This is a genomic window from Pseudarthrobacter sp. Pseusp20 (assembly GCF_059492155.1).
The window spans coordinates 4,035,695-4,060,263 of record NZ_CP168521.1 but is presented as its reverse complement, the minus strand read 5'-3'; the positions used below and the strand labels follow the sequence as shown (position 1 = coordinate 4,060,263).

Here is a 24,569-nt window from a genome sequence, read left to right as displayed (position 1 = left end):
GTAGGATTGCAGCATGTCGACATCAGCAGATAACGAGTCGGTCCGTCAGCTGCAGGAAATCCTGGTGGGCGCGGAGGGCATTGTGGATTTCCTGTCCGGGCTGTCGGGCATGGCTGCCGCAGCGGTCTCCGAAGCTGCGAACGACACGATCGAGTGTGCTGTCACCCTCAAAGTCCGGCGGCGTCCTGCCACTGCAGCCGGCAGCAGCGACCGTGCGCTGGAGCTCGACCTCATAGAGCAGCTGTTGGGCGACGGGCCTTGCGTCCGTGCCCTCCGGGAGATGACTCCGATCATGATTGACGACGTCGCAAAAGACCCGAGATGGCCGGACTTCAACAAGAAGCTGGCCGAACACAGCGTGCGCAGCAGCCTCGGCGTGCCGTTGGTGATAACCGGTGATGCAAGGGCGGCGTTGAACTTTTTCGCCGCCAAACCCCACGCGTTCACCGCTGATGTATACGATAAGGCAGTTGGTTTCGCTGGTGCCGCCCACAACACCATGCAGCTCTCCGTGCGCATCAACACGAGCGAAAACCGGGCCGACGACCTGGAAGCCGCCCTTGAGAGCAGGACCGCCATCAATCTGGCCTGCGGCGTGATCATGGCGCAGAACCGATGCTCGCAGGAAGAGGCGATGGAGATCCTCACCAAGGTCTCAAGCAACCGCAACCGTAAGCTCCGGGATGTTGCCAAGGAACTGATTGAGCAGTTGTCCGGCACCAGCGTCCGCACGCACTTCGACTCGTAGCCGGCAGGTTGCCAACCTGATCCCGGCCCGGTCAGGGTGCAGCTCTCAAGGATACGACGGCGGTCCCTCCGCTTCGGTGAACGTCCCAGCAGTGGCCGCTGCCGATGACGTCGTAGTCCCCGTCGCCCAAGGCCGCTAAAACCACGGCTGTGCGCTCGTCAATGGCCACCGTCCTTTCCACCAGGCCAGCTGCCACGGCGCCCACGGCACGGCTCAGGGTCCCGGCCTGGGCGGCATGGACATCCACGGAAAACCCGGCCAGCCCCAGACCCTCGCGGATATCCACTGAGTCCAGGCCCTCCGAGCACTCTTCGCCGCAAACTTCCACTCCGTTGACCTTGTATCCGCCAACCAACGCCCGCCGGGGTGCCACCATGGCGCCGGCGGAAAACCCCAGATAGGGTGCGCCGTCGGCAACCAGGCGCCGTATCGTTGCGGCCGCGGGGTGCAGGGCCTCCCAATAGGCCGGTGTGAGACCGCCGCCCACCACCACCGCATCGACTTTCGCGAAAGCGCCGGGGTCGGCAGGCTTGCCGTCTGGAAGCGGTACGGCAGCAATTTCGCACTCGATCCTGGCCTGGAGGGGTTCGGCGCAGGCGGCCACGAGTTCCTGCAGGTTGCCGCCGTGTTGGTGCACGGCTACGGCGATGCGGGGAGTCCGGCGGCCGGCATGTTCCCGGACGTCGAGTGCGAACCGGTCGAAGACCTCCTGGAATGCCAGCGGATCCGGGCCCGCCCCGGCGAGGAAGATGCTCATGGCCTTCAAGATACCGGCACGGCCGGGGTGCCCACGGCAGGACCATTGACGCACGTCCAACTGAGGGCTAATCTACAACCAAATGGTTGTAGATACGCTGACTGAGACTGAACTGGACCGCCTCTTCCAGGCGTTCGCCGATTCCACCAGGCGGGACATCGTCCGCCGGGTGACTGTCGGCGAGTACTCCGTTTCCGGCCTGGCAGCGCTTTATGCCATGAGTTTTGCGGCCGTCCAGAAGCATGTGGCGGTGTTGGCGCGGGCATCCCTGGTCACCAAGGAAAAACGCGGAAGGGAGCAGATCGTGCGGGGCAATCATGAAGGACTGCGGAAAGCCCGGCAGCTGCTCGACGAATATGAACAAATCTGGCGGCAGCGCGCCGCCAGGATGGCAGACATTCTCGCTGAAGGTTAGGAAGGCATTGCCATGGCAGTCATCACTATGGACAAGAACCCGGAGGCGCTGACCCTCACCCTGGTCGCAGAGTTCGACGCCGGCGTCGATCGTGTGTGGCAGCTGTGGGAGGACCCCCGCCAGCTGGAGCGCTGGTGGGGCCCACCCACCTGGCCGGCCACATTCCACAAACTGGAATTCGTCCCCGGCGGCCGTGCCAACTACTACATGACCGGCCCGGAGGGGGAGAAGGCCCACGGCTGGTGGGAATTCACAGCGATTGATGCCCCGCGGACGCTGAAGTTCGACGACGGGTTCGCGGACGACGACGGCAATCCCACCGGCGACCTGGGCGTCACCCACGCCACGGTCACGTTGGAGCCGCTGGGGGAGCGTACCCGCATGACCATCCAATCGTCCTTTGAATCCGAGGAGCAGTTGGAGCAGATGGTGGCCATGGGCATGGAGGAGGGCCTGAAGGGAGCCGTGGGCCAGATCGACGGCATCCTCGCCGAGCACGCCAACGCCTGACTGCACGGTTGCCACGACGAACTCCCGCCACAGCATCTGGTGGGCGGACGACGGCGGGACGTCCCGCCGTCGTCCGCCCACCTTTGCCGTTGAACAAGGAAGCCGCCCGTTGAAATACTTGAAGGTGGTTCAGGCCGAGGGAAGGCGGTGGCAGCAATGAGCGGCGGGACAGGGGATTTCCGGAAGCGCCTGGAGAGGGCAGTGGAGCTCCGTTCATACCGCGGCGCCGGCATCAGTGCCGAGGAGGAAGCCGCGCTGGACGCCCTCGACGAGAGGGAGCGTGAGAAGCGGAGGAAAGTCAGTGATGCCGCCCGCGCCGAGTACCTGGTCCGGGACGCCATGGCACAGGGCAAGTTCGACAACCTCAAGTACGCGGGCAAACCGATCCCCGGCCTGGGGGACTCGTACGATCCCGACTGGTGGGTCAAGGGGCTGATCCAGCGGGAACATATCAGCGGCCTGGGCCCGGCTGCCATCCTGCTCCGCGCCGAGGACGCTGAGCTCGAAGCCAAGCTGGATACCCAGTACACCGAGCAGCAGGTCCGGGACCTCCTTCAGGATTTCAACCGGCGCGTGATCGATGCCCGCCGCCAGCTGCAGGGCGGGCCGCCGGTGGTCACCAAGACCCGTGACGTGGAGGAGGAAGTGGAGCGCTGGCGCAGCCGGCGTGCGGCGCGGAGTGTGGAAGTTCCTGCCGAACCGGAGCCCCAGCGTTCCTGGTGGAAGCGGTTATGGAAGGGGACGGGCCAGGAATAAGGGTTCCACTGCTCATGGAGCCGACTGGCAGATGGGGGGACAGTTAACGGCGGTCAGCTGGTTTTCCACATAGGGCTTTTGGGTGGCTGTCGCTGTCGGACCCTGAGGTCTGCCGCTCCGCTGAAGCCAGGGCCTACGGCTTCGGGGTAGGGCTGGGACCAATCATCGAAGCGGGAGGCGGCGCGAACGGGGTTGCGGGATAAAGCGGCGCCACCTTGAGCATGTAGTTGGCCCACTGTGGACCGGCGATCATGTATCCGTCCAGCCGGGGGTAGAAGGTGCCGTTGATGGTCACGTTTTGTCCTGGCCGCTTTTGGCCTTCCAGGGCATCCCCGAAGAAGGAAGCGGTGACCATGCCGGTGGTGTATCCCACCACCCAGGTGGAACCGTTGTTGTTCGAGGTCCCGGTCTTGGCTGCGGTGGGGACCTTGTCATGGACCTTCGGGTTGATCCAGACACCGGAGCCCTTCTTCAGGACATCCTGCAGTACCGAGTTGACGCCGCGGGCTACGTCCGGTTTGACGGCATCGTGGCAGTCCGGGGCCTGGGCGGGCAGCTTCGCCCCGGCTGCATCCGTGACATCAACCAGTCCAATGGGTGCGCAGAAGCGGCCGTCCGTGGCGAAAGTGGCAAAGGCATTGGCAAGGGTAAGGGGGGCAACGCCGGTTCCGCCCAGCAGGTTGCCCAGCTGGTGCATGTTGACCGGGGTGCTGTCGAGGCCACTGTGCAGCCCGACGGCATCCACCATTTTCTGGATGCCGCAGAAGTCCAGCTGTGCCGCCGCGGCGAAGGTGGCGGTATTGATCGAGTTGTACAGGCCGTAGTTGACGGGCATCGGCCGGTAGAAGCCATCCTCGGCATTCTGCAGGTCGTCGGCAGCACCAAGGGCGGGGTTTGCCTGCGCGGTGCTGTAGGCTCCCAGCACCTTTCCGCAGCTGTCCTTCCACGGGAACCCCAGGGGATAGACGCGGCGTGAGGCGTCCACTTCGGCGGTGATCGACTTTCCCTCGTTCAGCCACTCCGCAAAGGTGAAGGGCTTCATGGTGGACCCGGGCTGGAAACCTCCGGCGCCGTTCAGGTCGTTGCCCTGGGCGTCCTTGGCATCCACGTTGAAGTTGAGGTTGGTGTCGAACTTGCCGGGTTGCGGAAGGAACACCGTGTTTTGGGCCATCGCCAGGATCTTGCCGCTGCCGGGCTGGATGGTTAGCAGCGAAGCTGCCCACCGGTCAGGATTTGCGCCTGCGGTTCCGTCAACCTGGGCCTGTGCGGCGGCCTGAAGCCTGCTGTCCAGGGTGGTGACGATAGTGAGCCCACCCCGGTACAGCCTTCGTTCCCGCTCAGGTTCCGTCGGGCCGTAGGCAGGATTGTTGAGGATCAGGTGCGAGATGTAATCGCAGAAGTACGGCGCGATGGCCGCATTGGCGCAACCCTGCTGCTGGGGCGTGATCTTCAATTCAATCGGAGCGGCCACGGCCTCGTCATGCTGGGCCTGGGTGATCTTGCGCAGGCGCAGCATCTCGGACAGGACCTGGTTGCGGCGCACAATGGACTTGTCCGGGTTGGTGGCCGGGTTGTACAGGGTTGGGCTGTTGACCAGCCCGGCCAGCAAGGCTGCCTGGGGAAGGGTGAGGTCTTTCGCGCTGGTGCTGAAGAAGTAGCGTGCCGCGGCTTCAATTCCGTAGGCGTTGCTGCTGAAGAACACGATGTTGAGGTAACCCTCAAGGATCTGGTCCTTGGTGTACTTCTTCTCCAGCGTGATGGCGAGCTTCATTTCCCGCAGTTTGTCGCCAAGGGTCTTCTGCCCGTTCAGCACCACCGCGTCCGGCCTGTCCTGTGAGAGCTGTGCCTCGTTCAGGACGTTGGTGACGTACTGCTGGGTGATGGTCGAGGCGCCCTGCTCGCCGCCCTTGGTCAGGTTGGACACCATCGCCCGCAGGATCCCCTGCGGATCAACACCCGCATGGTCGTAAAACCTGCTGTCCTCGATGGCGACAATGCCGGTCTTGATGAAGGGCGACATCTGGTCCAGCGGTACCCGCACACGGTTCTCCGCGTAAAACGTGGCGATCGGTTGCCCATCGGCGGTCAGGACCTTCGTAGCCTGCGACGGCGGCTGCACCGTCAATTCCGCCGGCAGGCTTTCGAAGAAGCCAATGGAGGAACTGACGCCCATCCCGGCGGCTGCCACAGCCGGAACCACCAGGCTGGCTGCCAGAACGCCGCACATGACGCTCGCTGCAAGGAACCCCAGGATCCGTCCCAGGGCCGCGCCAAAACCGCCCCTGCGCTTCCGCTTCTTCACCATTCCTCAGCCCTCGTCCTGTGAGGTGGGAACAGGATACGCCCCTGCCAAGGGCCGAAACAGTGGCGGAAGGTCAGGATTTGGTCACACAAAACCATTGACCGAGCGATAGTTACCGACATATCGTTAACTATCGCTGAACAAAACAGCGAGCTTCTGAAAACGAAAGGACCATGCCACCATGAAAGGCATATTTGATGACAGGAATCCCGGCCCGGAATTCGGCAAGGGCCGCTTCGAGCGGGGGAGGGGCCACAGGGGACCGCACGGGCACCGGGGTCCGGGCTTTGGTCCCGGTTTCGGACCTGGTTTTGGACCTGGTTTCGGACCCGGATTCGGGCCGGGCTTTGGCCCGGGTTTCGGGCGGGGCGGCCGGCGGGCCAGCCGGGGCGATGTCCGTGCAGCCATCCTCTCGCTCCTTGCGGAGGCGCCATCCAATGGTTACGGACTGATCAAGACCATCGCCGCAAAGACCGGCGGAATGTGGCGGCCAAGCCCGGGATCCATTTACCCCACGCTCCAGCAGTTGGTGGATGAGGGCCTGATCGAGGCGCTCAGTGAAGGCCGCGGGACCGAGTTCGCACTCACGGACGCAGGCAGGGCCTATGTGGCAGAGCATGCCGAGGAGATGGAGAACGCCTGGAACGCCGAACCGGACAGCGCCGACAGGGACTTCCACCAAAGCATCGGCAAGCTCCTGGGCGCCATCCATCAGTTCCGCACCGGCGTGACCCAGGAACAGCGTGCTGCTGCGATCGAGAAGATGGACGAAACCCGCCGGGCGCTCTACAAAATCCTTGCGGACTAGATCCTTAGGCCGCGGCTGCGGAAGCTACGCGAAGGAGTCTTCCCGCGCGTGCCGCTCCGCGGGAGCAGCAGCGGTCGGGATGTGCGCAGCTGCCTGGCGCAGGGGGTTGAAGCCTGCTCCGATCTCGCCGAACGCGTAGGCGGTCTCGGCGTGCTCGGACAGGTCCACGCCGGCGGTCTCGGCCTCGTGGCTGACGCGGAAGCCCACCGCCTTGTTGATGACCCGCGCAATGACCGCCGTGCCAAGTCCGGACAGCAGCAGGGTGATGACGACGGCGGCTGTCTGGGCGATGAGCTGCTGGACACCGCCGCCGTAGAAGAGGCCGCCGCCCTGGCCGTTCACGGGGAGGGCGATGAATCCCAGGGACAGGGTGCCAATGAGGCCGGCCCCCAGGTGGACGCCCACCACGTCGAGGGAGTCATCAAGGCCGAACCGGTACTTGAGGTCCACGAATACGCAGCATGCCGCTCCCGCCACCAGGCCCAGGCCGATTGCTGCCACCGGGCTGACGTTGGCGCAGGAAGGGGTGATGGCCACAAGGCCGGCCACAACGCCGGAGGCGGCGCCCAGGGAGGTGGGGTGCCCGTGGCGGATCTTTTCGGTGATGAGCCAGGTGAGCATGGCCGCGGCGGGGGCCACCAGCGTGTTGATCCAGATGAGGCCGGCCTGTTCAGCGCTGGTTGCGGCGCCGCCATTGAAGCCAAACCAGCCGAACCACAGGATGGCCGCGCCCAGCATGATGAAGGGCAGGTTGTGGGGGCGGTGATTGGGGTCCTTCGCGAAGCCGTGGCGCTGGCCCACGATGATGGCCAGCACCAGCGCGGCAGTTCCTGAACTGATTTCCACCACGGCGCCACCGGCGAAATCGATGACCTGGCCGAAGATTGCGGTGACGGCCCCGCCTGCACTCATCAGCCCGCCACCCCAGATCATGTAGGCGAGAGGGCAGTAGATCAGGGTGATCCACACGGGAACGAACAGTGCCCATGCGCTGAACTTCGCGCGGTCGGCGATGGCGCCGCTGATCAGGGCCACGGTGATGATGGCGAAGGTGGCGCTGTAACCGGCCTTGAGGAGGTCCGGCGAGCCCATCAGGTTCTGCAGGCCGAAACTCGTGAAGGGATTGCCGAAGAGCCCCAGGATGCCGTCTCCGGTAGTCATGGAGTAACCCCAGAGAACCCACACCACGCCCACGATCCCGGCGGAGATGAAGCTCATCATGATCATGTTCAGCGCGGCCTTGGCGCGGGTCATGCCGCCGTAGAAGAGGCCGAGCCCAGGGGTCATCAGCAGTACCATGGCGGCCGAAATCATCAGCCAGACGTGTTGGGCAGTGATTTCCACCGGTGGGTCCCTTCGCAACGTGATCTTGGTCCGGGGCCCGTTTTGGCCCCAAGCATTTCCCCCGGGATCCATTTTTGGCGTCGCGTGTTTCAGTCAATGCCGCTTAAAGTTGCAGGCACGTTACACAAATCGCTCCCGCGTGAAGTTCACGTATCCGGTATGTTTCGGGAATGTAAACGGCTTCTCTGGCCGGAGCCACCCACGCTGGCACCTTCCCAAAACTTCCCCGCCGGCACAGGCGACGCAGCGCACCTAAGGTGAGAAACGCCGTCGTACCCTGCTTGGCCTTCTGTTTCAGAGCTATGAACGGCAGCTCACAGGTCAGAACCTGCGCGCGTTGGCCAGGACCGGCAGGTTGGCCCGTACGTCGGCCACCGTGGCGGGGTCAATATCGACGACGGCGAGTTCGGGTTTTCCGCCAAGGGTCACCAGCGGTTTGCCGAGTGGGGTCACAACCGCGCTGTGGCCGATTCCCGTGGGTGCTGTTCCGGCGGGACCAGCGCCGACGGTTTCGGGATCCCCTTGGCCGCAGGCAATCACGAACGCGGTGCTGTCCAGCGCCCGTGCGCGAACCAGCAGGTCCCACTGCTCGGCCTTGCCCTCCCCGGCGCCCCAGGAAGCGCACACGATGTTCACCTGCGCCCCCGCGTTCGCGTTTGCCGTGAACAGGCCGGGAAAGCGCACGTCGTAGCAGGTGGCAAGGCCGAAGACGGTCCCGTCGAGTTCGAACGTAACCGGCCCTTCCCCTGCGTCCACTGTCTTGGACTCCGTGAACCCAAAGGCATCGAAGAGGTGGATCTTGTCGTAGGAAGCATCCACACCGGGTCCGGTGACCAGCAGCGTGTTGCGGACGCGGCCGTCCTTCCCCGGCGTGAACATGCCGGCCACAATCGTGATCTCCAGCTCCCGGGCCATCCTGCGGACCTCGCTGGCCCACGGGCCGTCGAGGGGCTCGGCAATGTCCCTGAGGGAGTGCCCGAACGCGCGCATCGTCGCTTCGGGAAACACAACCAACTGCGCGTCCGCATTACTGGCCTGCGCGGCGTAGTCCCACATCAGTTCAAGGTTGGCGGCGGTGTCTGCACCGCTGATGATCTGCGCTACTGCAATACGCATTACTGCCGGTAGCCCTCAACCTCGCTGATGGGGCGGGCCTCGGCGTCGTTCGGGTTCTCCCCGGAATCCTTCTTGGCCCGGCGCTGGCGCAGCAGGTCCCAGCACTGGTCCAGGCTTTCTTCCACGTACTTCAACCGCGCCGGGTCCGGGGCCTGCCCGCTGCCCGATCCCTCGCGCAGCGAGTGCTCCTCCTCCACCAGGGCCTGGATGTGCGTCAAAATGTCCTGATCATTCATGGCTTCCCCTAACTCCGGACCGGTCACCTTCAGCGTACGGATCAGGTGCTGAAGCCACCAGTCCCCGCGCGGTACCATCAACTTCATGCCCACTGCGCTCGATATGGCAGGTCCCATCCTGGAAGTGCTCACCTGGTTGTGCCTGCCCGCCGGGCTGGGACTGCTCTTCTACACCGGCTTCCTCCGCCGCTTCGTGCACCCCTGGGACGTGGCCGAGGCCGTGGTGTACTCCGATTCCACCGGCGTGGGGTTCCGCTGGTTCGACCGGAAGCACCAGGTCCACAACGCCCCCATGTCTCCCTACGACATCAGGGACATGGCGGCGGGAGACACCCTCCCCATCTACTACCACCCCAAGCGCCCAACGCAGTGGCAGACCACCGCGCCGGAGGAAGCCGGCAGGACAGCCTCGGTCCTGGGCCGCTGCCTGACGGCGATCGGCTCGGTAGCGCTCCTGGCCGGCTTCGTCCTGCCGATGTTCTAGGAATCGGCTGTGCTCCAGGGGCTGGCTGTGTTCTACGGACTGATCAGGACCACAACAATGCCAAGTCCGCCAAGGACCACTCCGGCGAGAGCGGTCCAGAGCACGGCAGGCAGGTCCGCTTCGATGCTTTCGCCTGCCAGGCCATGGGACCTGGCCCGGTACCGGCGGCGCTGCGTGAGGTAGATGGCAAGGGCGGCGCCGCCGGAAATCGCCGGCAGCATCAGGATGGGTAACCCGTAGACGGGTAGCCAGCGCAGGAAGAAGGCGCTCGCCGTCACCAACGCCAGCATGGTGCGGCCCCATGCCAGGGCGGTCCGCTCGGGCTGGAGGCCGGGATCGCCGTGGGGGCTGGGAGCATGGGCTGCCACAGGCTCAGCGCCAGAGGATAAAGACCAGGACGACGGCGGCAGCCAACGCACCTGCCCCGGCCAACAGGGGCACAAAAAACGGCAGGGGCAGCGGGGCCCTGGTGCGCATGCTCCGCTCCACCCGAAGCCACCGCACCGCGGCACCACCGCTGAGCATCATGCCCAGCAGCAACAGGATGACCGCAAGGCCTTTACGGACAGGCTCAACAAAAAGTCCGGACGTGAACGCCTCAACGGCAATGCCGCCTGCCAGCAGCGCCAGCGACGTGCGGATCCAGGCGAGGAAGGTGCGCTCGTTGGCAAGCGTGAAGCGGGGGTCCGGTTCCTCGCCGCCGGGGAGCAGCCGTTCGGCCATTTTTCCGCGCGGGGGCGGGCCGGGCGGCTGCTCACTGTTGGTCACCGGGCCAGTTTAGCCGCCGCTCCGCGGGGCAAACATGATCACGGCAACACCCAGCAGGCAAACCAGGGAGCCTGTGATATCCCACCTGTCGGGGCGGAAGCCGTCAAAGACCATGCCCCATGCCAGGGAACCTGCCACAAACACCCCGCCATAGGCCGCCAGGATCCGGCCGAAGTGCGCGTCCGGCTGCAGGGTGGCCACGAAGCCGTAGGCGCCGAGCGCGGCCACGCCAAGTCCGGCCCACCACCAGTCCCTGCCTTCGCGGACGGACTGCCACACCAGCCAGGCGCCGCCGATCTCCGCTGCCGCGGCCAGCACGAACAACACAATGGCCTTGAAAATACTGACGGTTTCCTCCGGTATGCCCACGGAGCCATCTTTCCAGCCGGGAATGCCACCGGTATCCGGACAGTTGGGCAAGGTATGCAGCGCATAGGATTCCTTTCATTCGGCCACTGGGGCCCCGGCCAGGGCTCGCGCACCAGGACGGCGGCGGACGCCCTGCTCCAGGGGATCGAACTGGCGGTTGCCGCTGAAGAACTCGGCGTGGACGGGGCATTCTTCCGGGTCCACCACTTCGCCAGGCAGCAGGCATCACCTTTCCCGCTCCTGTCAGCCATCGCCGCCCGCACCCGCCGGATCGAAATTGGCACCGGCGTCATCGACATGCGCTACGAAAATCCCCTGTACATGGCGGAGGAGGCTGCAGCGGCAGACCTGATCAGCGGTGGCAGGCTGCAGTTGGGCATCAGCCGCGGGTCACCCGAGCCGGCCCGGGAAGGCGCCTCGGCATTCGGCTACCGGCCGCAGCCGGGGGAGACCGACGCCGACATGGCCCGGCGCCACACCGCCGTCTTCCGCAAGGCCATCACGGGTGCCGGCATGGCTGAGGCGGACCCCAGGTACGCCGGCGGCGCCACCGGCCTCCTCCCCGTCCAGCCCCAGTCCCCGGGCCTCGCGGAACGGATCTGGTGGGGCACCGGCAGCAGGAAGACCGCCGTCTGGGCCGCGGAACTGGGCATGAACCTGATGAGCTCCACACTGCTCACCGAGGACACCGGTGTCCCCTTCCATGAACTCCAGGCCGAACAGATCCAGCTGTTCAGGGACGCGTGGGCGGAAGCAGGACATACCCATGCCCCGCGTGTTTCGGTCAGCCGCAGCGTCCTTCCCATCGTGGATGAGGAAGACAACTACTACTTCGCCGGCAGCGCCCTTCGTGACGGCCGCGACCAGGTGGGCGTTATCGACGGACTGACTGCCAGGTTCGGCAAGAGCTACGTGGGCGCGCCGGACCTCCTGGCGGAAGAACTCGCAGCCGATGCGGCAGTGCAGGCAGCGGACACCCTGCTGCTGACCGTTCCCAACCAATTGGGCGTGGACTTCAACGCCAAGTTGCTGGGAAACATCGCCGGGCACGTCGCCCCGGCCCTGGGCTGGAGCCGCCAATAAGGTGCGGAAACCAGGTGCGGGAACAATTTGTGAGACCGAACCGTTACTCTTATAGTGCGGCGTGGGGGCTTCGCGCCCTTAACTAGTGTGTGACTGCGGAACGGTCATATGACGGAGAGAGAGATATATGGCTCGCACCGCTCTAGGCTTAACCGTATGATCCGGCTACGTCAGCTGGCCCAGGCGGCCTCAGTGCTTACCACCCCTTTGGCGCCGGAAGACATTCTGGCACTATTCAACCCTGTCTACTCAGCCAGGCAACTGCGCGGCGTGGTCACCCGCGTGGTCCAAGAGACGGCCCAGTCGGCCACCATCTTCTTCCGCCCCGGCCGCGGCTGGAAGGCGCACCTTGCCGGTCAGTGGGCCCGCATCGGCGTCGAACTGGACGGCGTCCGGCACTGGCGCTCCTACTCGCTCAGCGCTCCGGCAGGCAAGGATCCTGCCATCACCGTCACGGACGTCGGCGCTGTGTCCGGCACGCTGGTGCGCACCACCAAGCCCGGCGATGTCCTGTTCCTTGCTCCGCCGCAAGGCGACTTCGTGCTTCCGGAGCACCCCCGGCCCCTGCTGATGGTTACGGCGGGCAGTGGCATCACCCCGGTGATGTCCATGATCCGTACCCTTGTGCCGCGGCGTCCGGATGCCGACGTCGTGCTGGTCCACTCCGCACGCACTCCGGGCGACAGCCTGTTCCGTGAAGAGCTGGCCGAACTCGCGGACCAGTTCCCCAACTTCCGCCTGGCCCACTGGTACACCGGTGAACAGGGGCGGATGGACTTCTCCAGCACCAAGGAGTTGGACGAAATCTGCCCCGACTGGAAGGACCGGGCTGCGTACGCCTGCGGTCCGGACAGCTTCCTGGACGACGCCGAGGCCCTCTGGAAGCGCGCTGCGCTGACCACCCGGTCGCCGGGGACCGACGTCGCCGTTGCCGGAGACGCCGGCAACCTCATGATCGAGCGCTTCAACACCACCTTCAACGCCGGTGTAGGGCACGACGGCGGCTTGGTCACCTTCGAAGCCTCGGACCGGGAGGTGGAGGCCGACGGCGACACCCCCATCCTGGACATCGGCGAGGACGCCGGGGTGCTGATGCCCAGCGGCTGCCGGATGGGCATCTGCCACAGCTGCCTCACACCGCTCCTGGCCGGCCAGGTCCGCGACCTGCGGACCGGGGAAATCCATGGCGAACCAGGCCAACTTATCCAAACGTGTGTCTCGGCAGCCGCCGGGCCCGTCAACCTCGAACTCTGAGGAGCAGTACCGTATGACTGTCATCTCACCCACAAAGACCACGGCCGCCGGAGGAGCCAGCGCCGGCACCTCACGGACGCGCCCGGGCAAACTCGCCGAATCCGGCAGCCCCACCGTCCGCCCGCCGGCCGCCGCGCACCTCAGCGACGAGCAGGTAGCTGAACTCGGCCGCGAACTGGACGCCATCCGGGACGAGGTCCTGGCCAAGCGCGGGGCCGAGGATGCTGCCTACATCCGCCGGATGATCAAGATCCAGCGCGGCCTGGAGATTTCCGGCCGCGCCGCCCTCCTGGTCAGCAAGAACAAAGCCGCCTGGGTTACCGGCACCACCCTGCTGAGCCTGGCCAAGATCCTGGAAAACATGGAGCTGGGCCACAACATCCTGCACGGCCAGTGGGACTGGATGCGGGACCCGGACATCCACTCCACTACCTGGGAATGGGACTTCGTCACGCCCTCGCGGTCCTGGCAGCACACCCACAATGACCTGCACCACCGCTGGACCAACGTGGTGGGCAAGGACAACGACGTCGGATACAACCTTCTGCGCATGGACGAGAACCAGCCGTGGAAGCCCATCAACCTGGCCAACCCGCTGTTCAATGCCATCCTGGCGCCGGTTTTCGAGTGGGGCATCGCCATCTACGACCTCGAGCTGACCGAGTACAAGGAAGGCACCAAGTCCAAGGAAGCCCTGCTCAAGGACCTCAAGGCGCTGGGCAAGAAAGTCGTTACCCAGTTCACCAAGGACTACGCGGCCACTCCTGCCGTCGCCATGCTGACCGGATCCGGCAAGCAGGCGCTGTTCGGCACGATCACTGCCAACGCTGTCCGCAATGTGTGGGCCCACGCGGTTATCTTCTGCGGCCACTTCCCGGAAGGAACCGACACCTTCACCGAAGAGATGGTTGACGGCGAAACCCGCGGTGACTGGTACGTGCGGCAGATGATCGGCTCGGCGAACATCTCGGGCTCCAAGTTCATGCACCTCATGACCGGCAACCTCTCGCACCAGATCGAGCACCACCTTTTCCCCGACCTGCCCTCCAACCGGTACGCCGAGGTGGCGCCCAAAGTCCGCGAGATCTGCCAGCGCTATGGCCTGAAGTACACCACCGGCCCGCTGCTGAAGCAGGTGGGTTCGTCTTGGGCCAAGGTCTTCAAGCTGGCCCTGCCCGGCAAGGCTGCGCGGGCCTAGAAGCCTCAAAGCAAAACCCGGGAAGTGACCCGGCCGGCGCTGCCCGGCCGGGTCACTTCTGCGTTGGCGGCCTTTAGCGCCGGGTGCCTGGAACCAGGAGCACGTGGTCCAGCTTGGGCAGTGCATGACGCAGTCGGTGTTCGGCGCTTTCAAGGACCGCTTCCGCCCGGGACAATTCCGTGTCCGCCAGGTCAATCCGTGCCGAGCCCTGCAACCGGTGCCCGGACCACCGCAGCTGCAGGTGCCGGACTGCCAGGACGCCCGGCGTCGCCGCCAGCGCGGCTTCGGCACGCGACACCAGGTCCGGCTCGATGCCATCCATGAGCCGGCGCCCAATGCTGCGGACCGTTCCCCACAGCAGGACCATGATGGCAGCGGAGATGATCAACCCGACGATCGGATCAGCCAGCGGGAAACCCAGCATGACCCCCACCGCTCCGATGACCACGGCGAGCGAAGTGAAGCCATCCGTCCTGGCATGCACACCGTCCGCCACGAGCGCCGCGGAACCGATCCTGCGGCCAACCCGGATGCGGTAGATTGCCACTGCCTCATTCCCGGCGAAGCCGATCAGGCCGGCGGCGATGACCCAGCCGAGGTTTTGCAGCGGCTGGGGATGGATCAGCCGGTCCACGGACTGCCAGCCGGCCACCACTGCAGAGAGGGCCACCACGGCCACGATGAACAGTCCGGCCAGGTCCTCAGCCCTGCCGTAGCCATACGTGTAGCGGCGGGTGGCGGCCCTGCGTCCCAGGATGAAGGCCACCCACAGGGGCACCGCGGTCAGGGCGTCCGAGAAGTTGTGGATGGTGTCCGCGAGCAGGGCCACCGAACTGCTGAACAGGACCACCAGGAACTGCAGCGCCGTCGTGGCCAGCAGGACGAACATGCTGATCTTCAGCGCCCTGATGCCCTCGGTGCTGGCCTCCATGGCATCGTCAATGGAATCTGCGGCGTCATGCGTGTGCGGAACGAGGAGCTCCATCAGCCAGCCCTTGAAGCCGGTGTGGTGATGATGGTCGTGGTCGTGGTCGTGGTCGTGGTCGTGGTCGTGGTCGTGCTGGTGGCCGCCGTGGTCCGTCCCGTGCGGGTGGCTGTGGCCGTGCGTTGACCCGCGGTGCGGGCCGCTCACGACGCGTTCCCCTGTCCGGTGTGGACGAAGCCCTGGTTGTGGGGGACCTGCTTGTGGGGAGCGCGGTGGTGGGCAGGTTCGCCGCCGAGTGCATGCTCGGCCTGGAAGATGGCGTCCGCCACCAACTGCCGCGCGTGTTCATTTTCCAGCCGGTAGAGCACCCGGGTCCCGTCCTGCCGCGTGGAAACCATTCTTGCCAGCCGCATCTTGGCCAGGTGCTGGGACACGGCGGCGGGGGACTTGCCCACCACGTCCGCCAGGGCACCCACCGCCATCTCGCCGTCACGGAGGGCCAAAATGATCCGCACCCTGGTGGCGTCCGCCAGCATGGCAAAGACCTCCACGGCCAATTCCACGTACTGGCTGTCCGCCTTCAGTGAGCAAGCATTACTATCTGCATTCATGCGCATATAGTGTCACACTACTTCACAGCAGCGCATCCAGGCCGCGGCGGGCACCGAACGGCGCCACGAATCGAGGCTGCTGGAGCGGGGGCCGCCCCCTAGAGTAGGAGGTGCAGGGCCGGCGTTCCGCCGGGCTGCTCCGATCAGATCAGTCTCGAAAGGAACTTGCCTCCATGGCTTTCATTACCGTAGGTACCGAGAACAGCACTGACATCGAGCTCTACTACGAGGACCACGGCTCCGGCCAGCCCGTCGTGCTGATCCATGGCTACCCGCTGGACGGATCATCCTGGGAAAAGCAGACCGCCGCCCTCCTGGATGCCGGGTACCGTGTCATCACCTATGACCGCCGAGGCTTCGGAAAATCCAGCAAGCCCACCGAGGGCTACGACTACGACACCTTCGCAGCGGACCTCAACACCCTGCTCAACACCCTGGACCTGAATAACGTGGTGCTGGTGGGCTTCTCCATGGGCACGGGAGAGGTGGGCCGCTACCTCGGTACGTACGGCTCGGCCCGCGTGGCCCGCGCGGCGTTCCTCGGGTCCCTGGAGCCCTTCCTGCTCAAGACCGATGACAACCCCGACGGCGTGCCGCAGGACGTGTTCGACGGCCTCAAGGAAGCGGTCACCGCCGACCGCTACGCCTTCTTCACCGAATTCTTCAAGAACTTCTACAACTCCGACACCTTCCTGGGCACCCCGCGGCTCAGCCAGGAAGCCGTCAACGCCAGCTGGAACCTGGCTGCCGGCGCCGGAGCGCATGCTTCTGTCGCAGCGCAGCCCACCTGGCTTACGGATTTCCGCCAGGACATCCCCAAGATCGATGTTCCGGCGCTGATCCTGCACGGCACCGCTGACAACATCCTGCCCATCGATTCCACCGGCCGGCTGTTCGCCAAGGCCCTGCCGAGTGCCGAGTACGTGGAGATCGAGGGTGCACCGCACGGCCTGCTCTGGACGCACGCCGCGGAGGTCAACGAAGCGCTGCTGGCCTTCCTTTCGCAGTAGGGGTCAAGCGGACAAACGGCGACGACGGTATGCCGCCGTCGCCGTTTGCTCACCACCGCGGTCCGCTGAGGTGTCATGCCTCATTTCCAGGAGGCGAACTTAGCAGGCGGGTTTGCCCGTTATGTGCGGCTCCTGGGAAACCGGCGGCGGTGTCACCAGTTGTACGGCGAGCTCCCTGAGCTCCTGCGGACGGAAAGGCTTGGTGAGGTACCCCGCGGCCCCCGATGCCATGCCGGCCAGCACGTCGTCCTGCTCGGAACGGGCCGTGAGGAACAGCAGGGGCGCGCTGGTAAGGGCGCGGATGGCGCGGGCCACCACGTACCCGTCCATATCCGGCAGCCCAACGTCCAGGGTCACCAGGGCGATGGCGGGATCAGCCGCGGCGGCAATGGCCTCGGCCCCCGTGCCCACCATCCTGACCTCAAAGCCCGCGCGCGACAGGACCACTTCGATCAGTCCGCGGATATCGTCGTCATCCTCCACGACAAGGCAAACACGCTGCTGTTCCATCAAGCCCCCCGGCGAAAAGTTGGCACCAGTCTACCTGCGGGAACGCTGCCGGCATGACCGAAGCAAAAGATGGCCACTAGCCGTCGTAATGCGTGCGCGCCGGGCCCTGGCCCAGGGCGTTGACGACCGCGGCGGCCACATCATGCAACTTGGTGTTCCGGGTGCTGGAAGCGGTCTTCAGGATGTCGAAGGCTTCCTGCTGGCTGCACCGGTTCTGGGCCATGATGATGCCGACAGCCATGTCAATGACCGTGCGGGACTCAAGGGTGGCCCGAAGGTTCGCGGCCGTTTCGCTGTAGTGCGCGAACCGCACCGCAAGGCGGAGCGCCAGCGAGGTCTGGCCGACGAAATCCTCGGCAAACTTCAGCACGCGGCCCTCGAACCGGTGCGGGCGGCGGGAGTACAGCAGCAGCGATGCCTTGGTTTCCCCCTCAAGCCGGAACGGAACCGCCGCCACGGAGCGGATCCCCTCGGCAGTCGCGGCGGCGGCGTACTCAGGCCAGCGGCCATCCGCGGTGAGGTCCGGAGCGTGCACGATCTCCTGGGCCGTGGAAGCCGTGAGGCCCGGGGTGTCGCTGTACCTGTGTTCAAGCCGTCCGATGGACTTTGCATCCGGGCTGCTGCTGGCGACCGTGGCGGCCTTGCGTTGCCGGAGGAGGGTGATGGCGCACAGCATTTCGTCGCCGGGCTCGGAGAGATTGCGTGCGGAGACCTGTGCCAGTTCATTAAGGAAGTCCTCAACGTCGGAGCTGTTGAGGACAAGTTCATGCAGGTGCTCAGTGATGGATGTATCGGTTTTTGCTGTTGACTCGCTGGCCACGATTTTCTGGTGCCATTCGCTCAGGTCAAAACGAGCCGGCAACACGCCAACGCCCCGCAACTGGGCGGGGAGCCGGTGATGGTCGCTGGATCGACGAACTTTCCAACGGCCTGCTGCTAAACCGATAACCAGAAGTATATACATCCCCGTGCCGCCCAAAGCGTCATATATGGCTGCCCCGGAGCGGGCAAAAGGCTGGCGCGGGGCCGGGCATACCGGCACAATGAAGCAGGCGCCGGTGCTGCTGCGGGCTGGCCGCGGGACCAAGGGCTGCTCAGCGGCGGAGGGACAGGAACATGACCAGGCTGCTCATCATTGGACCACCAGGGTCCGGCAAGGGAACCCAGGCCGAACACCTCGCGCGGCACTTCCGGGTCCCTGCCGTTTCCACCGGGGATATTTTCCGGAGCAACGTCAGCCAACAGACCGACCTGGGGAACCAGGCCGCCCGGTACCTGGATGACGGCCATTTCGTACCGGACCACCTCACCAACGCGCTGGTCAAGAACCGTCTCCTCGAAAGCGACGCGATGCACGGGTTCCTGCTGGACGGCTATCCGCGGACAGCTCAACAGGTACTGGAGCTCGACCGCATGCTTGAGGCACAGGGGCATGCGCTGGACGCCGTGATCGAACTGCAGGCGCCCGACGAGGAACTGGAGCAGCGGATGCACCGCCGCGCCCTGGAGCAGGGGCGCACGGATGACACCATCGACGTCTTCAGGCGCCGGCTGGACCTCTACCACCGCCAGACGCATGAAGTAGTCTCGGTGTACGCGGGCCGGGGCATTCTTGTGTCCGTCAACGGCAGCGGGGACCCGGGCGGGATAACTGCACTGGCAATCGCCGCCGTCGAAAAGTTCCTTGCAGCCCCGCAACCCCCGTCCTGACCGAAAACACCGCACGGTGAACGCACTCGAGCAAAAGGAAACAGTGATGAGAATTGCCGTTACAGGCGGAAGCGGAAAACTGGGGCGGCACGTGGTGCGCCGGCTGACAGGCGACGGCCACCAGGTCCTCACCCTGGACCGTGCGGGTGCCCGCAGCCCGGAACTGCTGGTGGTTGACCTGCGCAACTACGGCCAGGTGGTGGACGCGCTGCTGGGCGTTGATGACCGGCATGACGGGTTCGACGCCGTGGTGCACCTGGGTGCCATTCCCGCCCCGGGCATCCTTCCGGACGCAGCCACCTTCGAAAACAACATGCTGTCCACCTACAACGTCTTCCAGGCGGCGCGGCGCGCCGGCATCAAGAAGGTGGTGTACGCCTCCAGCGAGACGGTCCTGGGGCTGCCGTTCGACATCGACCCGCCCTACATCCCGGTGGATGAGGAGTACCCGCCGCGGCCGGAAAGCACCTACTCGCTGGTGAAGACGCTGGAGGAGCAGATGGCTGTGGAGATGACGCGGTGGGACCCCGAACTGAGCATCACCGGCCTGCGGTTCTCCAACGTCATGGACGAGGCCGACTACGCCAAATTCCCCTCCTTCGACGCCGACGCAACGCTGCGGAAGTGGAACCTGTGGGGCTATATCGACGGCAGGGACGGCGCGCAGGCCGTAGTACGTGCGCTGGAGAACGCCAAACCAGGGTTCGAAGCCTTCATCATCGCCAACGCTGACACGGTGATGAGCCGGTCAAGCGCCAGCCTGGCGGAAGAGGTCTTTCCCGGCGTCAAGGTCACCAAGGACCTGGGAGAGCACGAAACGATGCTGTCCATCGACAAGGCGCGGCGCCTGCTCGGTTTCGAACCCGAGCACAGTTGGCGTAACCACGTGGCGGCCGGCTCCAACACGGTGGAAAGCCAGCGATAACCACCGGTCCGCAGGAATCGCCGAGGGTTCGCGAAGGATCATCCAAGGAGCCGGAAGCCGTGTGCTTCCGGCTCCTATCCTTTTGGTATCCCCCCTTGCCCCGCCACCACAAGGACCCCAAAATTCGTACCCGATTCTTCGTGCTGCCGGCCCTCACGGCGCTGCTCTCCGCCGTCGGCCTTTCCACCGTGTCCCTGCCGGCGGCTGCTGCTCCTGCCCCCGCCGCCGCAACCGGCCGTTACATCGTGCAGTACGCCGCCACTGCCGACCTCGCAGCCGAGGTGTCCGGGCTGCGCGGCCAGGGCCTCGCCGTCGGCCGTACCTTCGAGCATGCAGTCCGCGGCGCCGTCGTCACGGCCAACCCCGCGCAGGCGGCAGCCCTTGCCAGGTCCGGGAAGGTGCTGTCCGTGGAGCCCGACGCCCCCGTCAAGGTTTCCGGGACCGAGCAGCCCGCCCCCTGGGGCCTGGACCGCGCAGACCAGCGGACCCTTCCGCTCTCCGGTTCGTACTCGTGGACCGCGGCGGGCGCCGGGGTGACCGCCTACGTGGTGGACACCGGCATCCTGGCATCGCACACCGACTTCGGTGGCCGGGTCGCGGCAGGCTGGACAGCGGTGGCGGACGGCAACGGCACCACCGACTGCAACGGCCACGGCACCCACGTGGCCGGAACCGTGGCCGGAGCCACGTATGGCGTCGCCAAGAGCGCCACGCTGGTGCCCGTGCGGGTGCTCGACTGCAGCGGGTCCGGCTACAACTCGGACGTGGTGGCCGGCCTGGACTGGATCGCCGCCAACCATGCGGCCGGAACCCCCGCCGTGGCAAACCTCAGCCTGGGCGGAGCGGCCAGCAGCACCGTGGACGCCGCCATCCAGGCAGTTCTTGACGACGGCGTCACCACAGTGGTTGCCGCAGGAAACTCCGCCGTGGATGCCTGCACCGCTTCGCCCGCCCGCGTCCCCGGGGCTGTCACGGTGGCAGCCAGCGACTCCGCCGACAAGCAGGCCTCGTTCTCCAACTTCGGGTCCTGCGTGGACCTGTATGCGCCCGGCGTCGGCATCACCTCCGACTACTACACCTCCACCACCGCCACCGCATCCATGTCCGGAACCTCCATGGCCGCGCCGCACACCGCCGGAGCAGCCGCCGTCCTGCTGTCGCAGAACCCTGCCCTGGCACCGGCCGACGTAGCAGCGGCACTGGTAGCCAATGCCACGTCCGGCGTCATCGCCGGCGCCTCCGCGGGAACCCCGAACCGCCTGCTGTACACCGGGGCAACGGCACCTGCACCTGCGCCTGCCCCTGCACCCGCTGTCACGTCTGTTTCACCGGCCGCCAAGGCCACCGCCGTGGCAGCTGGAACGAACGTCACGGCCACCTTCAGCACCGCTGTTCAGGGCGTGAGCGCCGGGACGTTCGTGCTCAGGAATGCAGCCGGCAACAGCATCGCGGCCACCGTCACGTACAACGCCACCACCCTGACCGCCACCCTTGACCCGGCAGCAAGCCTTGCCCCCGATGCCAGCTACACCGCAATCCTGACAGGAGGAGCCTCGGCCATCCGCGATGCCGCAGGCACCCCGCTGGCGTCCACCAGCTGGACGTTCACCACTGGCCCCGCGCCCACCGTCACCAGCTACTCGCCGGGCAGCAACGCCCTCCTGGTCCGCAGGAGCAGCAGCATCAGCGCCACCTTCAGCGAGGCGGTCCAGGGCGTTAACACCACCACGTTCACCCTGAAGAACCCGGCCACCGGCGCCGTGGTGGCAGCAACGGCCTACCGCAACGGCACCACCAACCAGTGGATCCTTGACCCCCAGGAGACCCTCGCCGCCAAGACGCGGTACACCGTGACCCTCACGGGCGGGACCAGCGGCATCCGGGACCTGGCCGGCAACCCCCTCGCCAGCCGGAGCTGGCAGTTCACCACCGGCTCTTTCTAGCCGCCTGATGGAGTGAATGGGCCGTGGCCGGGATAATCTTCACCCTAGGCATTCATCACGGCACGCATCTTCCGCGGCGTAGGGACGGGCAGCACATTGGCACAGAAATCAGCAGGTTCCGCAGTCTCTGAACGGAAAGCGGGAAGGTGGCACGCCTTCCACGAGAAGTTCGTGGTGGAGGAACGCTACGTGGACCCTGCCGACCGGCGGGGCCTGTACCGCGCGTCGATCATCCTGGCCGTCGTGGGGCTGGCACTCTTCATTGCCACCCTGGTCAGCGTGGTGCAGGCCGACGGCCTTTCCGTTGCCGACACTCCCGTGCATGACTGGCTGCTGACCACCCGTTCAGCGGCCGTCACTGCCATCATGATCTTCCTGGCGGTGATTTTCGGCCCCATCGCGCTGCCCATCATCGTGCTGGTGGTGATCCTTGTCTGGGGATTCGCAGCCAAGCACGCCTGGCGCCCCATCCTGCTCGCCTCCGCGATGCTGACCGGAGTGATCATCTCGCAAATCATCCTCCACATCGTCCAGCGCTCCCGGCCCCCCGTGGACCAGATGCTGTTCGGCGCGGACCAGACCTTCTCGTTCCCGTCCGGGCACGTCCTGGGGGCCTGCGACTTCCTGCTGGTGGGCGCCTACCTGATTTTCTCCCGGCGCCGGAACCCGCGTGCCGCGGTGTTCGGCTTCATCGGGGCCGGGATCGGCATCATCCTCGCTATCGCCAGCCGGTTGTACCTTGGCTACCACTGGCCCACGGATGCGTTGGCGTCGTTCGCGCTCTCGCTGCTCATCCTCTCCGGGGTCATCGCGCTTGACACGTGGCGGACGGCCAGGATTCCGGGGGAACCGATCACCGGAGAGCTGTCAAGGGCCGAATCCACCGGAGAGTAGGAGCTTACCGGGAGCAGTCCGGGAACCGGATCCCGCTTACTGGGCCGCTTCCTGGCCCACTTATTGCGGCCGCGATTTTGCCCGCTTGAGTGCCCGGTGCAGCTTCACGATGGCTGCCTCCAGCTCCAGTACCTTCGCAACGCCCGCCAGGTTCAGCCCCTCCTGCAGGAGTTCGCCGATCCGCAGCAGTACGGCAATATCGTCGTCGCTGTACTGGCGCGTGCCGCCCGCCGTCCGCGAGGGCGTCAACAGTCCCTTGGTTTCGTACAGCCTGATGTTCTGCTGTCCGGTTCCCGTGAGCTCCGCCGCCACCGAGATGGCGTACAGGGCGCGTGAACCGGGGGAGCGGCCAGCCCGACCTGCTTCAGGATCCGCCATTCTTTCTCCCAAAAATCGCTTCCGCTGGTACCTTGCTTCAGTTTTGCACGAGTGCTATAAAAAATCTATATCCACCACCATAGATTAATGGAGATGGTGGGTAGCTGCAGATCCAGCACCTGGAAGCTAAAGGAGTGGGAAATGATGTTGATGCGTACGGACCCGTTCCGTGAGCTGGACCGGCTCACGCAGCAGGTCTTTGGAACCTCCGCCCGCCCGGCAGCCATGCCCATGGACGCGTGGCAGGAAGACGGGGAATTCGTGGTGGCGTTCGACCTTCCCGGTGTGAACGTGGATTCCCTGGACCTGAACGTTGAGCGGAACGTCCTGACCGTCCGGGCGGAGCGCAAGGACCCCACGCAGCCCAACGTGGAGCTCGTGGCCTCTGAGCGTCCCCGGGGCGTGTTCAGCCGCCAGTTGATCCTGGGTGACACCCTGGACACTGAGCACATCAAGGCCAGCTATGACCAGGGTGTCCTGACCCTGCGGATTCCGGTTGCCGAGCAAGCCAAGCCGCGCAAGATCGAGATCCAGACCCAGCAGGGCGAGAAGCACCAGATCGGCAGCTAGGACCATTCTTTCGTGCCGGCGCCCCTGACCCTCCGGGCGGGGCGCCGGCGAAACAGGAGGCAGGATGACTGATCTCCCCGACTACTACGCCATCCTGGGCGTAGGCCGGGACGCCGGCCGCCAGGAAATCTCGCATGCCTACCGCGCCCTCATGCGCACCCACCATCCGGATATGGACGGTGGGCGGGCTTACGAAGGCATGGAGACCATGGGGGATACGACGGCGGAGAAGGGCAACACTGCACAGGGGGAGGAACTTCTCCGGATCATGCAGGCGTTTAACGTGCTGCGTGACCCCGGGCGCCGCGCCGACTACGACAGGAAGCTGGCGGCAGCTGCGCCCACCATCATTCCGGTCCGGAAAGTCCGCAGCCGTGGCGGGCAGTCCGGACCTCCCATCCGCGTCACGCCGGTGCGGTGGGAAAGCGGGCCCTGGTCCTGATCCAGGCCCTGGGCCATTGATCCAAGGAGGCGGAAAACTGCATGGGCGACTGGCGGCGCTACGATTCACACCTCATTCCTGCATTCTTCGAACGCTTTGAGCAGCGGTGGGGCGAGGGAACCGCGCCCTTCCTGGACCCGGAGGCGCACGAACAGCCTCTGCCGCGGGCACAGTGGATCAACCCCACCACGGGTGCTGCGCTGGCGGTGGTTCCGGTATGGACCGCCGATGAGAGGCAGCAGCGTTCCTTCGGCGTGTTCTACCTCCCGCCGGGCGGGGACATCTGGGTCCTGCGGCCCGGGTACACCGGCTACCTGGAGCCGTCCGACGACGACACGGAACAGCTGGTGACGCTCCGGAATGATGCCTTCCGCAAGGCAGTGGCGCACGCCAAGGAGTTCCTGTTCGGCACCCAGTAGTTGCCGGCGCAGGGAGCGGAGTTGCTGCTCGTCAGCCGACCTCCGCTGTGACATTCTGGGACGTACCCTAACTACCGTGACCAA

30 protein-coding genes are annotated in these 24,569 nt (G+C 65.6%); 17 read left to right on the top strand and 13 right to left on the bottom strand.

Annotated features, from left to right (window positions below; all coding sequences use genetic code 11):
• Positions 1-13: 13 nt before the first annotated feature.
• Positions 14-748, top strand: a complete 735-nt coding sequence (locus ACEN9K_RS18855; RefSeq protein WP_495634841.1) for a GAF and ANTAR domain-containing protein — start codon at positions 14-16, stop codon at positions 746-748.
• A 31-nt stretch (positions 749-779) separates the two neighbouring features.
• Here ACEN9K_RS18855 and ACEN9K_RS18850 read toward each other — a convergent pair whose 3' ends face one another.
• On the bottom strand, positions 780-1,505 hold the full coding sequence (locus tag ACEN9K_RS18850) for a Type 1 glutamine amidotransferase-like domain-containing protein (RefSeq protein ID WP_495634840.1): 726 nt from the start codon (positions 1,503-1,505) through the stop codon (positions 780-782).
• Positions 1,506-1,587: 82 nt separating this feature from the next.
• Between ACEN9K_RS18850 and ACEN9K_RS18845 the strand changes: the two genes are divergently transcribed.
• The 3 genes from ACEN9K_RS18845 to ACEN9K_RS18835 all read left to right on the top strand — a co-directional run bounded on the left by ACEN9K_RS18845 (position 1,588) and on the right by ACEN9K_RS18835 (position 3,186).
• Complete coding sequence (locus ACEN9K_RS18845; protein ID WP_018770604.1) at positions 1,588-1,920, top strand: ArsR/SmtB family transcription factor; 333 nt, start codon at positions 1,588-1,590, stop codon at positions 1,918-1,920.
• 12 nt (positions 1,921-1,932) lie between these two features.
• A complete protein-coding gene (locus ACEN9K_RS18840; RefSeq protein ID WP_495634839.1) occupies positions 1,933-2,430 on the top strand; it encodes an SRPBCC family protein in 498 nt (165 codons plus the stop codon).
• A gap of 156 nt (positions 2,431-2,586) precedes the next feature.
• Positions 2,587-3,186: a DnaJ family domain-containing protein gene (locus ACEN9K_RS18835; RefSeq protein ID WP_018770602.1), complete on the top strand. Its 600-nt coding sequence runs from the start codon at positions 2,587-2,589 to the stop codon at positions 3,184-3,186.
• Positions 3,187-3,319: 133 nt separating this feature from the next.
• Here ACEN9K_RS18835 and ACEN9K_RS18830 read toward each other — a convergent pair whose 3' ends face one another.
• Positions 3,320-5,491, bottom strand: coding sequence for a transglycosylase domain-containing protein (locus tag ACEN9K_RS18830; protein WP_478222880.1), 2,172 nt, complete (start codon positions 5,489-5,491; stop codon positions 3,320-3,322).
• Positions 5,492-5,669: 178 nt separating this feature from the next.
• Here ACEN9K_RS18830 and ACEN9K_RS18825 point away from each other — a divergent pair, with 178 nt between their 5' ends.
• Positions 5,670-6,296, top strand: coding sequence for a PadR family transcriptional regulator (locus ACEN9K_RS18825; protein ID WP_018770600.1), 627 nt, complete (start codon positions 5,670-5,672; stop codon positions 6,294-6,296).
• Positions 6,297-6,320: 24 nt separating this feature from the next.
• On the opposite strand, the gene ACEN9K_RS18820 is transcribed toward ACEN9K_RS18825, so the two are convergent.
• From ACEN9K_RS18820 to ACEN9K_RS18810, 3 genes are all read right to left on the bottom strand, one after another.
• Entirely contained in the window at positions 6,321-7,640 is a 1,320-nt protein-coding gene (locus ACEN9K_RS18820; RefSeq protein WP_018770599.1) for an ammonium transporter, read from the bottom strand.
• A 321-nt stretch (positions 7,641-7,961) separates the two neighbouring features.
• Entirely contained in the window at positions 7,962-8,756 is a 795-nt protein-coding gene (locus ACEN9K_RS18815) for a carbon-nitrogen hydrolase family protein (protein WP_142070975.1), read from the bottom strand.
• A complete protein-coding gene (locus tag ACEN9K_RS18810; RefSeq protein WP_026265973.1) occupies positions 8,756-8,992 on the bottom strand; it encodes a DUF2630 family protein in 237 nt (78 codons plus the stop codon). The genes ACEN9K_RS18815 and ACEN9K_RS18810 overlap by 1 nt, the downstream gene beginning before the upstream one ends.
• Positions 8,993-9,077: 85 nt before the next feature.
• Here ACEN9K_RS18810 and ACEN9K_RS18805 point away from each other — a divergent pair, with 85 nt between their 5' ends.
• Positions 9,078-9,476: a hypothetical protein gene (locus tag ACEN9K_RS18805; RefSeq protein ID WP_018770596.1), complete on the top strand. Its 399-nt coding sequence runs from the start codon at positions 9,078-9,080 to the stop codon at positions 9,474-9,476.
• Positions 9,477-9,508: 32 nt separating this feature from the next.
• On the opposite strand, the gene ACEN9K_RS18800 is transcribed toward ACEN9K_RS18805, so the two are convergent.
• From ACEN9K_RS18800 to ACEN9K_RS18790, 3 genes are read right to left on the bottom strand one after another with little or no spacing between them, the layout of a single operon-like run.
• Entirely contained in the window at positions 9,509-9,844 is a 336-nt protein-coding gene (locus ACEN9K_RS18800; RefSeq protein ID WP_144600246.1) for a DUF202 domain-containing protein, read from the bottom strand.
• Between the two features lie 4 nt (positions 9,845-9,848).
• Positions 9,849-10,244, bottom strand: a complete 396-nt coding sequence (locus ACEN9K_RS18795; protein WP_495634838.1) for a YidH family protein — start codon at positions 10,242-10,244, stop codon at positions 9,849-9,851.
• A gap of 9 nt (positions 10,245-10,253) precedes the next feature.
• Positions 10,254-10,613: a YnfA family protein gene (locus ACEN9K_RS18790; RefSeq protein ID WP_056392051.1), complete on the bottom strand. Its 360-nt coding sequence runs from the start codon at positions 10,611-10,613 to the stop codon at positions 10,254-10,256.
• A 54-nt stretch (positions 10,614-10,667) separates the two neighbouring features.
• Between ACEN9K_RS18790 and ACEN9K_RS18785 the strand changes: the two genes are divergently transcribed.
• The 3 genes from ACEN9K_RS18785 (at position 10,668) to ACEN9K_RS18775 (ending at position 14,148) form a co-directional block, all read left to right on the top strand.
• On the top strand, positions 10,668-11,696 hold the full coding sequence (locus tag ACEN9K_RS18785) for an LLM class flavin-dependent oxidoreductase (RefSeq protein WP_495634837.1): 1,029 nt from the start codon (positions 10,668-10,670) through the stop codon (positions 11,694-11,696).
• 156 nt (positions 11,697-11,852) lie between these two features.
• On the top strand, positions 11,853-12,950 hold the full coding sequence (locus ACEN9K_RS18780; protein ID WP_018770591.1) for a ferredoxin reductase: 1,098 nt from the start codon (positions 11,853-11,855) through the stop codon (positions 12,948-12,950).
• Between the two features lie 13 nt (positions 12,951-12,963).
• Entirely contained in the window at positions 12,964-14,148 is a 1,185-nt protein-coding gene (locus ACEN9K_RS18775) for a fatty acid desaturase family protein (protein ID WP_056391468.1), read from the top strand.
• Positions 14,149-14,221: 73 nt separating this feature from the next.
• Here the strand turns inward: ACEN9K_RS18775 and ACEN9K_RS18770 are convergent, their stop codons facing one another.
• Both ACEN9K_RS18770 and ACEN9K_RS18765 read right to left on the bottom strand, forming a co-directional pair.
• Positions 14,222-15,133, bottom strand: coding sequence for a cation diffusion facilitator family transporter (locus ACEN9K_RS18770; protein ID WP_495635725.1), 912 nt, complete (start codon positions 15,131-15,133; stop codon positions 14,222-14,224).
• A gap of 143 nt (positions 15,134-15,276) precedes the next feature.
• A complete protein-coding gene (locus ACEN9K_RS18765; protein WP_235509800.1) occupies positions 15,277-15,684 on the bottom strand; it encodes an ArsR/SmtB family transcription factor in 408 nt (135 codons plus the stop codon).
• 173 nt (positions 15,685-15,857) lie between these two features.
• Here ACEN9K_RS18765 and ACEN9K_RS18760 point away from each other — a divergent pair, with 173 nt between their 5' ends.
• Positions 15,858-16,694, top strand: a complete 837-nt coding sequence (locus ACEN9K_RS18760; RefSeq protein WP_488315602.1) for an alpha/beta fold hydrolase — start codon at positions 15,858-15,860, stop codon at positions 16,692-16,694.
• Between the two features lie 99 nt (positions 16,695-16,793).
• On the opposite strand, the gene ACEN9K_RS18755 is transcribed toward ACEN9K_RS18760, so the two are convergent.
• Positions 16,794-17,204 (bottom strand): response regulator transcription factor, encoded by a 411-nt coding sequence (locus ACEN9K_RS18755; RefSeq protein ID WP_134165453.1) that lies wholly within the window; start codon positions 17,202-17,204, stop codon positions 16,794-16,796.
• A gap of 76 nt (positions 17,205-17,280) precedes the next feature.
• Positions 17,281-18,024: a GAF and ANTAR domain-containing protein gene (locus ACEN9K_RS18750; RefSeq protein ID WP_268001990.1), complete on the bottom strand. Its 744-nt coding sequence runs from the start codon at positions 18,022-18,024 to the stop codon at positions 17,281-17,283.
• A 296-nt stretch (positions 18,025-18,320) separates the two neighbouring features.
• Here ACEN9K_RS18750 and ACEN9K_RS18745 point away from each other — a divergent pair, with 296 nt between their 5' ends.
• From ACEN9K_RS18745 to ACEN9K_RS18730, 4 genes are all read left to right on the top strand, one after another.
• A complete protein-coding gene (locus ACEN9K_RS18745) occupies positions 18,321-18,914 on the top strand; it encodes an adenylate kinase (RefSeq protein ID WP_056391456.1) in 594 nt (197 codons plus the stop codon).
• A gap of 46 nt (positions 18,915-18,960) precedes the next feature.
• On the top strand, positions 18,961-19,839 hold the full coding sequence (locus ACEN9K_RS18740; protein WP_018770582.1) for an NAD-dependent epimerase/dehydratase family protein: 879 nt from the start codon (positions 18,961-18,963) through the stop codon (positions 19,837-19,839).
• Between the two features lie 95 nt (positions 19,840-19,934).
• Positions 19,935-21,782, top strand: coding sequence for a S8 family serine peptidase (locus tag ACEN9K_RS18735; protein ID WP_495634836.1), 1,848 nt, complete (start codon positions 19,935-19,937; stop codon positions 21,780-21,782).
• 96 nt (positions 21,783-21,878) lie between these two features.
• Positions 21,879-22,676: a phosphatase PAP2 family protein gene (locus ACEN9K_RS18730; protein WP_018770580.1), complete on the top strand. Its 798-nt coding sequence runs from the start codon at positions 21,879-21,881 to the stop codon at positions 22,674-22,676.
• Positions 22,677-22,736: 60 nt separating this feature from the next.
• On the opposite strand, the gene ACEN9K_RS18725 is transcribed toward ACEN9K_RS18730, so the two are convergent.
• The gene (locus ACEN9K_RS18725; RefSeq protein ID WP_018770579.1) at positions 22,737-23,054 is read right to left on the bottom strand and encodes a MerR family transcriptional regulator; all 318 of its coding nucleotides are present in this window, start codon (positions 23,052-23,054) and stop codon (positions 22,737-22,739) included.
• Between the two features lie 144 nt (positions 23,055-23,198).
• Here ACEN9K_RS18725 and ACEN9K_RS18720 point away from each other — a divergent pair, with 144 nt between their 5' ends.
• The 3 genes from ACEN9K_RS18720 (at position 23,199) to ACEN9K_RS18710 (ending at position 24,485) form a co-directional block, all read left to right on the top strand.
• Positions 23,199-23,624: an Hsp20/alpha crystallin family protein gene (locus tag ACEN9K_RS18720; protein ID WP_026265970.1), complete on the top strand. Its 426-nt coding sequence runs from the start codon at positions 23,199-23,201 to the stop codon at positions 23,622-23,624.
• Between the two features lie 64 nt (positions 23,625-23,688).
• Positions 23,689-24,066, top strand: a complete 378-nt coding sequence (locus ACEN9K_RS18715) for a J domain-containing protein (RefSeq protein ID WP_018770577.1) — start codon at positions 23,689-23,691, stop codon at positions 24,064-24,066.
• A gap of 41 nt (positions 24,067-24,107) precedes the next feature.
• Positions 24,108-24,485: a hypothetical protein gene (locus ACEN9K_RS18710; protein ID WP_495634835.1), complete on the top strand. Its 378-nt coding sequence runs from the start codon at positions 24,108-24,110 to the stop codon at positions 24,483-24,485.
• The last annotated feature ends 84 nt before the right edge of the window (positions 24,486-24,569 follow it).

Bases quoted from the DNA above. Each gene is read 5' to 3' on its own strand.
- ACEN9K_RS18830 (WP_478222880.1), bottom strand. From the start codon at position 5,491: ATGGTGAAGAAGCGGAAGCGCAGGGGCGGTTTTGGCGCGGCCCTGGGA.
- ACEN9K_RS18775 (WP_056391468.1), top strand. From the start codon at position 12,964: ATGACTGTCATCTCACCCACAAAGACCACGGCCGCCGGAGGAGCCAGC.
- ACEN9K_RS18745 (WP_056391456.1), top strand. From the start codon at position 18,321: ATGACCAGGCTGCTCATCATTGGACCACCAGGGTCCGGCAAGGGAACC.
- ACEN9K_RS18715 (WP_018770577.1), top strand. From the start codon at position 23,689: ATGACTGATCTCCCCGACTACTACGCCATCCTGGGCGTAGGCCGGGAC.
- ACEN9K_RS18850 (WP_495634840.1), bottom strand. From the start codon at position 1,505: ATGAGCATCTTCCTCGCCGGGGCGGGCCCGGATCCGCTGGCATTCCAG.
- ACEN9K_RS18845 (WP_018770604.1), top strand. From the start codon at position 1,588: ATGGTTGTAGATACGCTGACTGAGACTGAACTGGACCGCCTCTTCCAG.
- ACEN9K_RS18760 (WP_488315602.1), top strand. From the start codon at position 15,858: ATGGCTTTCATTACCGTAGGTACCGAGAACAGCACTGACATCGAGCTC.
- ACEN9K_RS18810 (WP_026265973.1), bottom strand. From the start codon at position 8,992: ATGAATGATCAGGACATTTTGACGCACATCCAGGCCCTGGTGGAGGAG.
- ACEN9K_RS18840 (WP_495634839.1), top strand. From the start codon at position 1,933: ATGGCAGTCATCACTATGGACAAGAACCCGGAGGCGCTGACCCTCACC.
- ACEN9K_RS18765 (WP_235509800.1), bottom strand. From the start codon at position 15,684: ATGAATGCAGATAGTAATGCTTGCTCACTGAAGGCGGACAGCCAGTAC.
- ACEN9K_RS18740 (WP_018770582.1), top strand. From the start codon at position 18,961: ATGAGAATTGCCGTTACAGGCGGAAGCGGAAAACTGGGGCGGCACGTG.
- ACEN9K_RS18815 (WP_142070975.1), bottom strand. From the start codon at position 8,756: ATGCGTATTGCAGTAGCGCAGATCATCAGCGGTGCAGACACCGCCGCC.
- ACEN9K_RS18710 (WP_495634835.1), top strand. From the start codon at position 24,108: ATGGGCGACTGGCGGCGCTACGATTCACACCTCATTCCTGCATTCTTC.
- ACEN9K_RS18780 (WP_018770591.1), top strand. From the start codon at position 11,853: ATGATCCGGCTACGTCAGCTGGCCCAGGCGGCCTCAGTGCTTACCACC.
- ACEN9K_RS18755 (WP_134165453.1), bottom strand. From the start codon at position 17,204: ATGGAACAGCAGCGTGTTTGCCTTGTCGTGGAGGATGACGACGATATC.
- ACEN9K_RS18805 (WP_018770596.1), top strand. From the start codon at position 9,078: ATGCCCACTGCGCTCGATATGGCAGGTCCCATCCTGGAAGTGCTCACC.
- ACEN9K_RS18825 (WP_018770600.1), top strand. From the start codon at position 5,670: ATGAAAGGCATATTTGATGACAGGAATCCCGGCCCGGAATTCGGCAAG.
- ACEN9K_RS18770 (WP_495635725.1), bottom strand. From the start codon at position 15,133: ATGGAGCTCCTCGTTCCGCACACGCATGACGCCGCAGATTCCATTGAC.
- ACEN9K_RS18855 (WP_495634841.1), top strand. From the start codon at position 14: ATGTCGACATCAGCAGATAACGAGTCGGTCCGTCAGCTGCAGGAAATC.
- ACEN9K_RS18720 (WP_026265970.1), top strand. From the start codon at position 23,199: ATGTTGATGCGTACGGACCCGTTCCGTGAGCTGGACCGGCTCACGCAG.
- ACEN9K_RS18835 (WP_018770602.1), top strand. From the start codon at position 2,587: ATGAGCGGCGGGACAGGGGATTTCCGGAAGCGCCTGGAGAGGGCAGTG.
- ACEN9K_RS18725 (WP_018770579.1), bottom strand. From the start codon at position 23,054: ATGGCGGATCCTGAAGCAGGTCGGGCTGGCCGCTCCCCCGGTTCACGC.
- ACEN9K_RS18785 (WP_495634837.1), top strand. From the start codon at position 10,668: ATGCAGCGCATAGGATTCCTTTCATTCGGCCACTGGGGCCCCGGCCAG.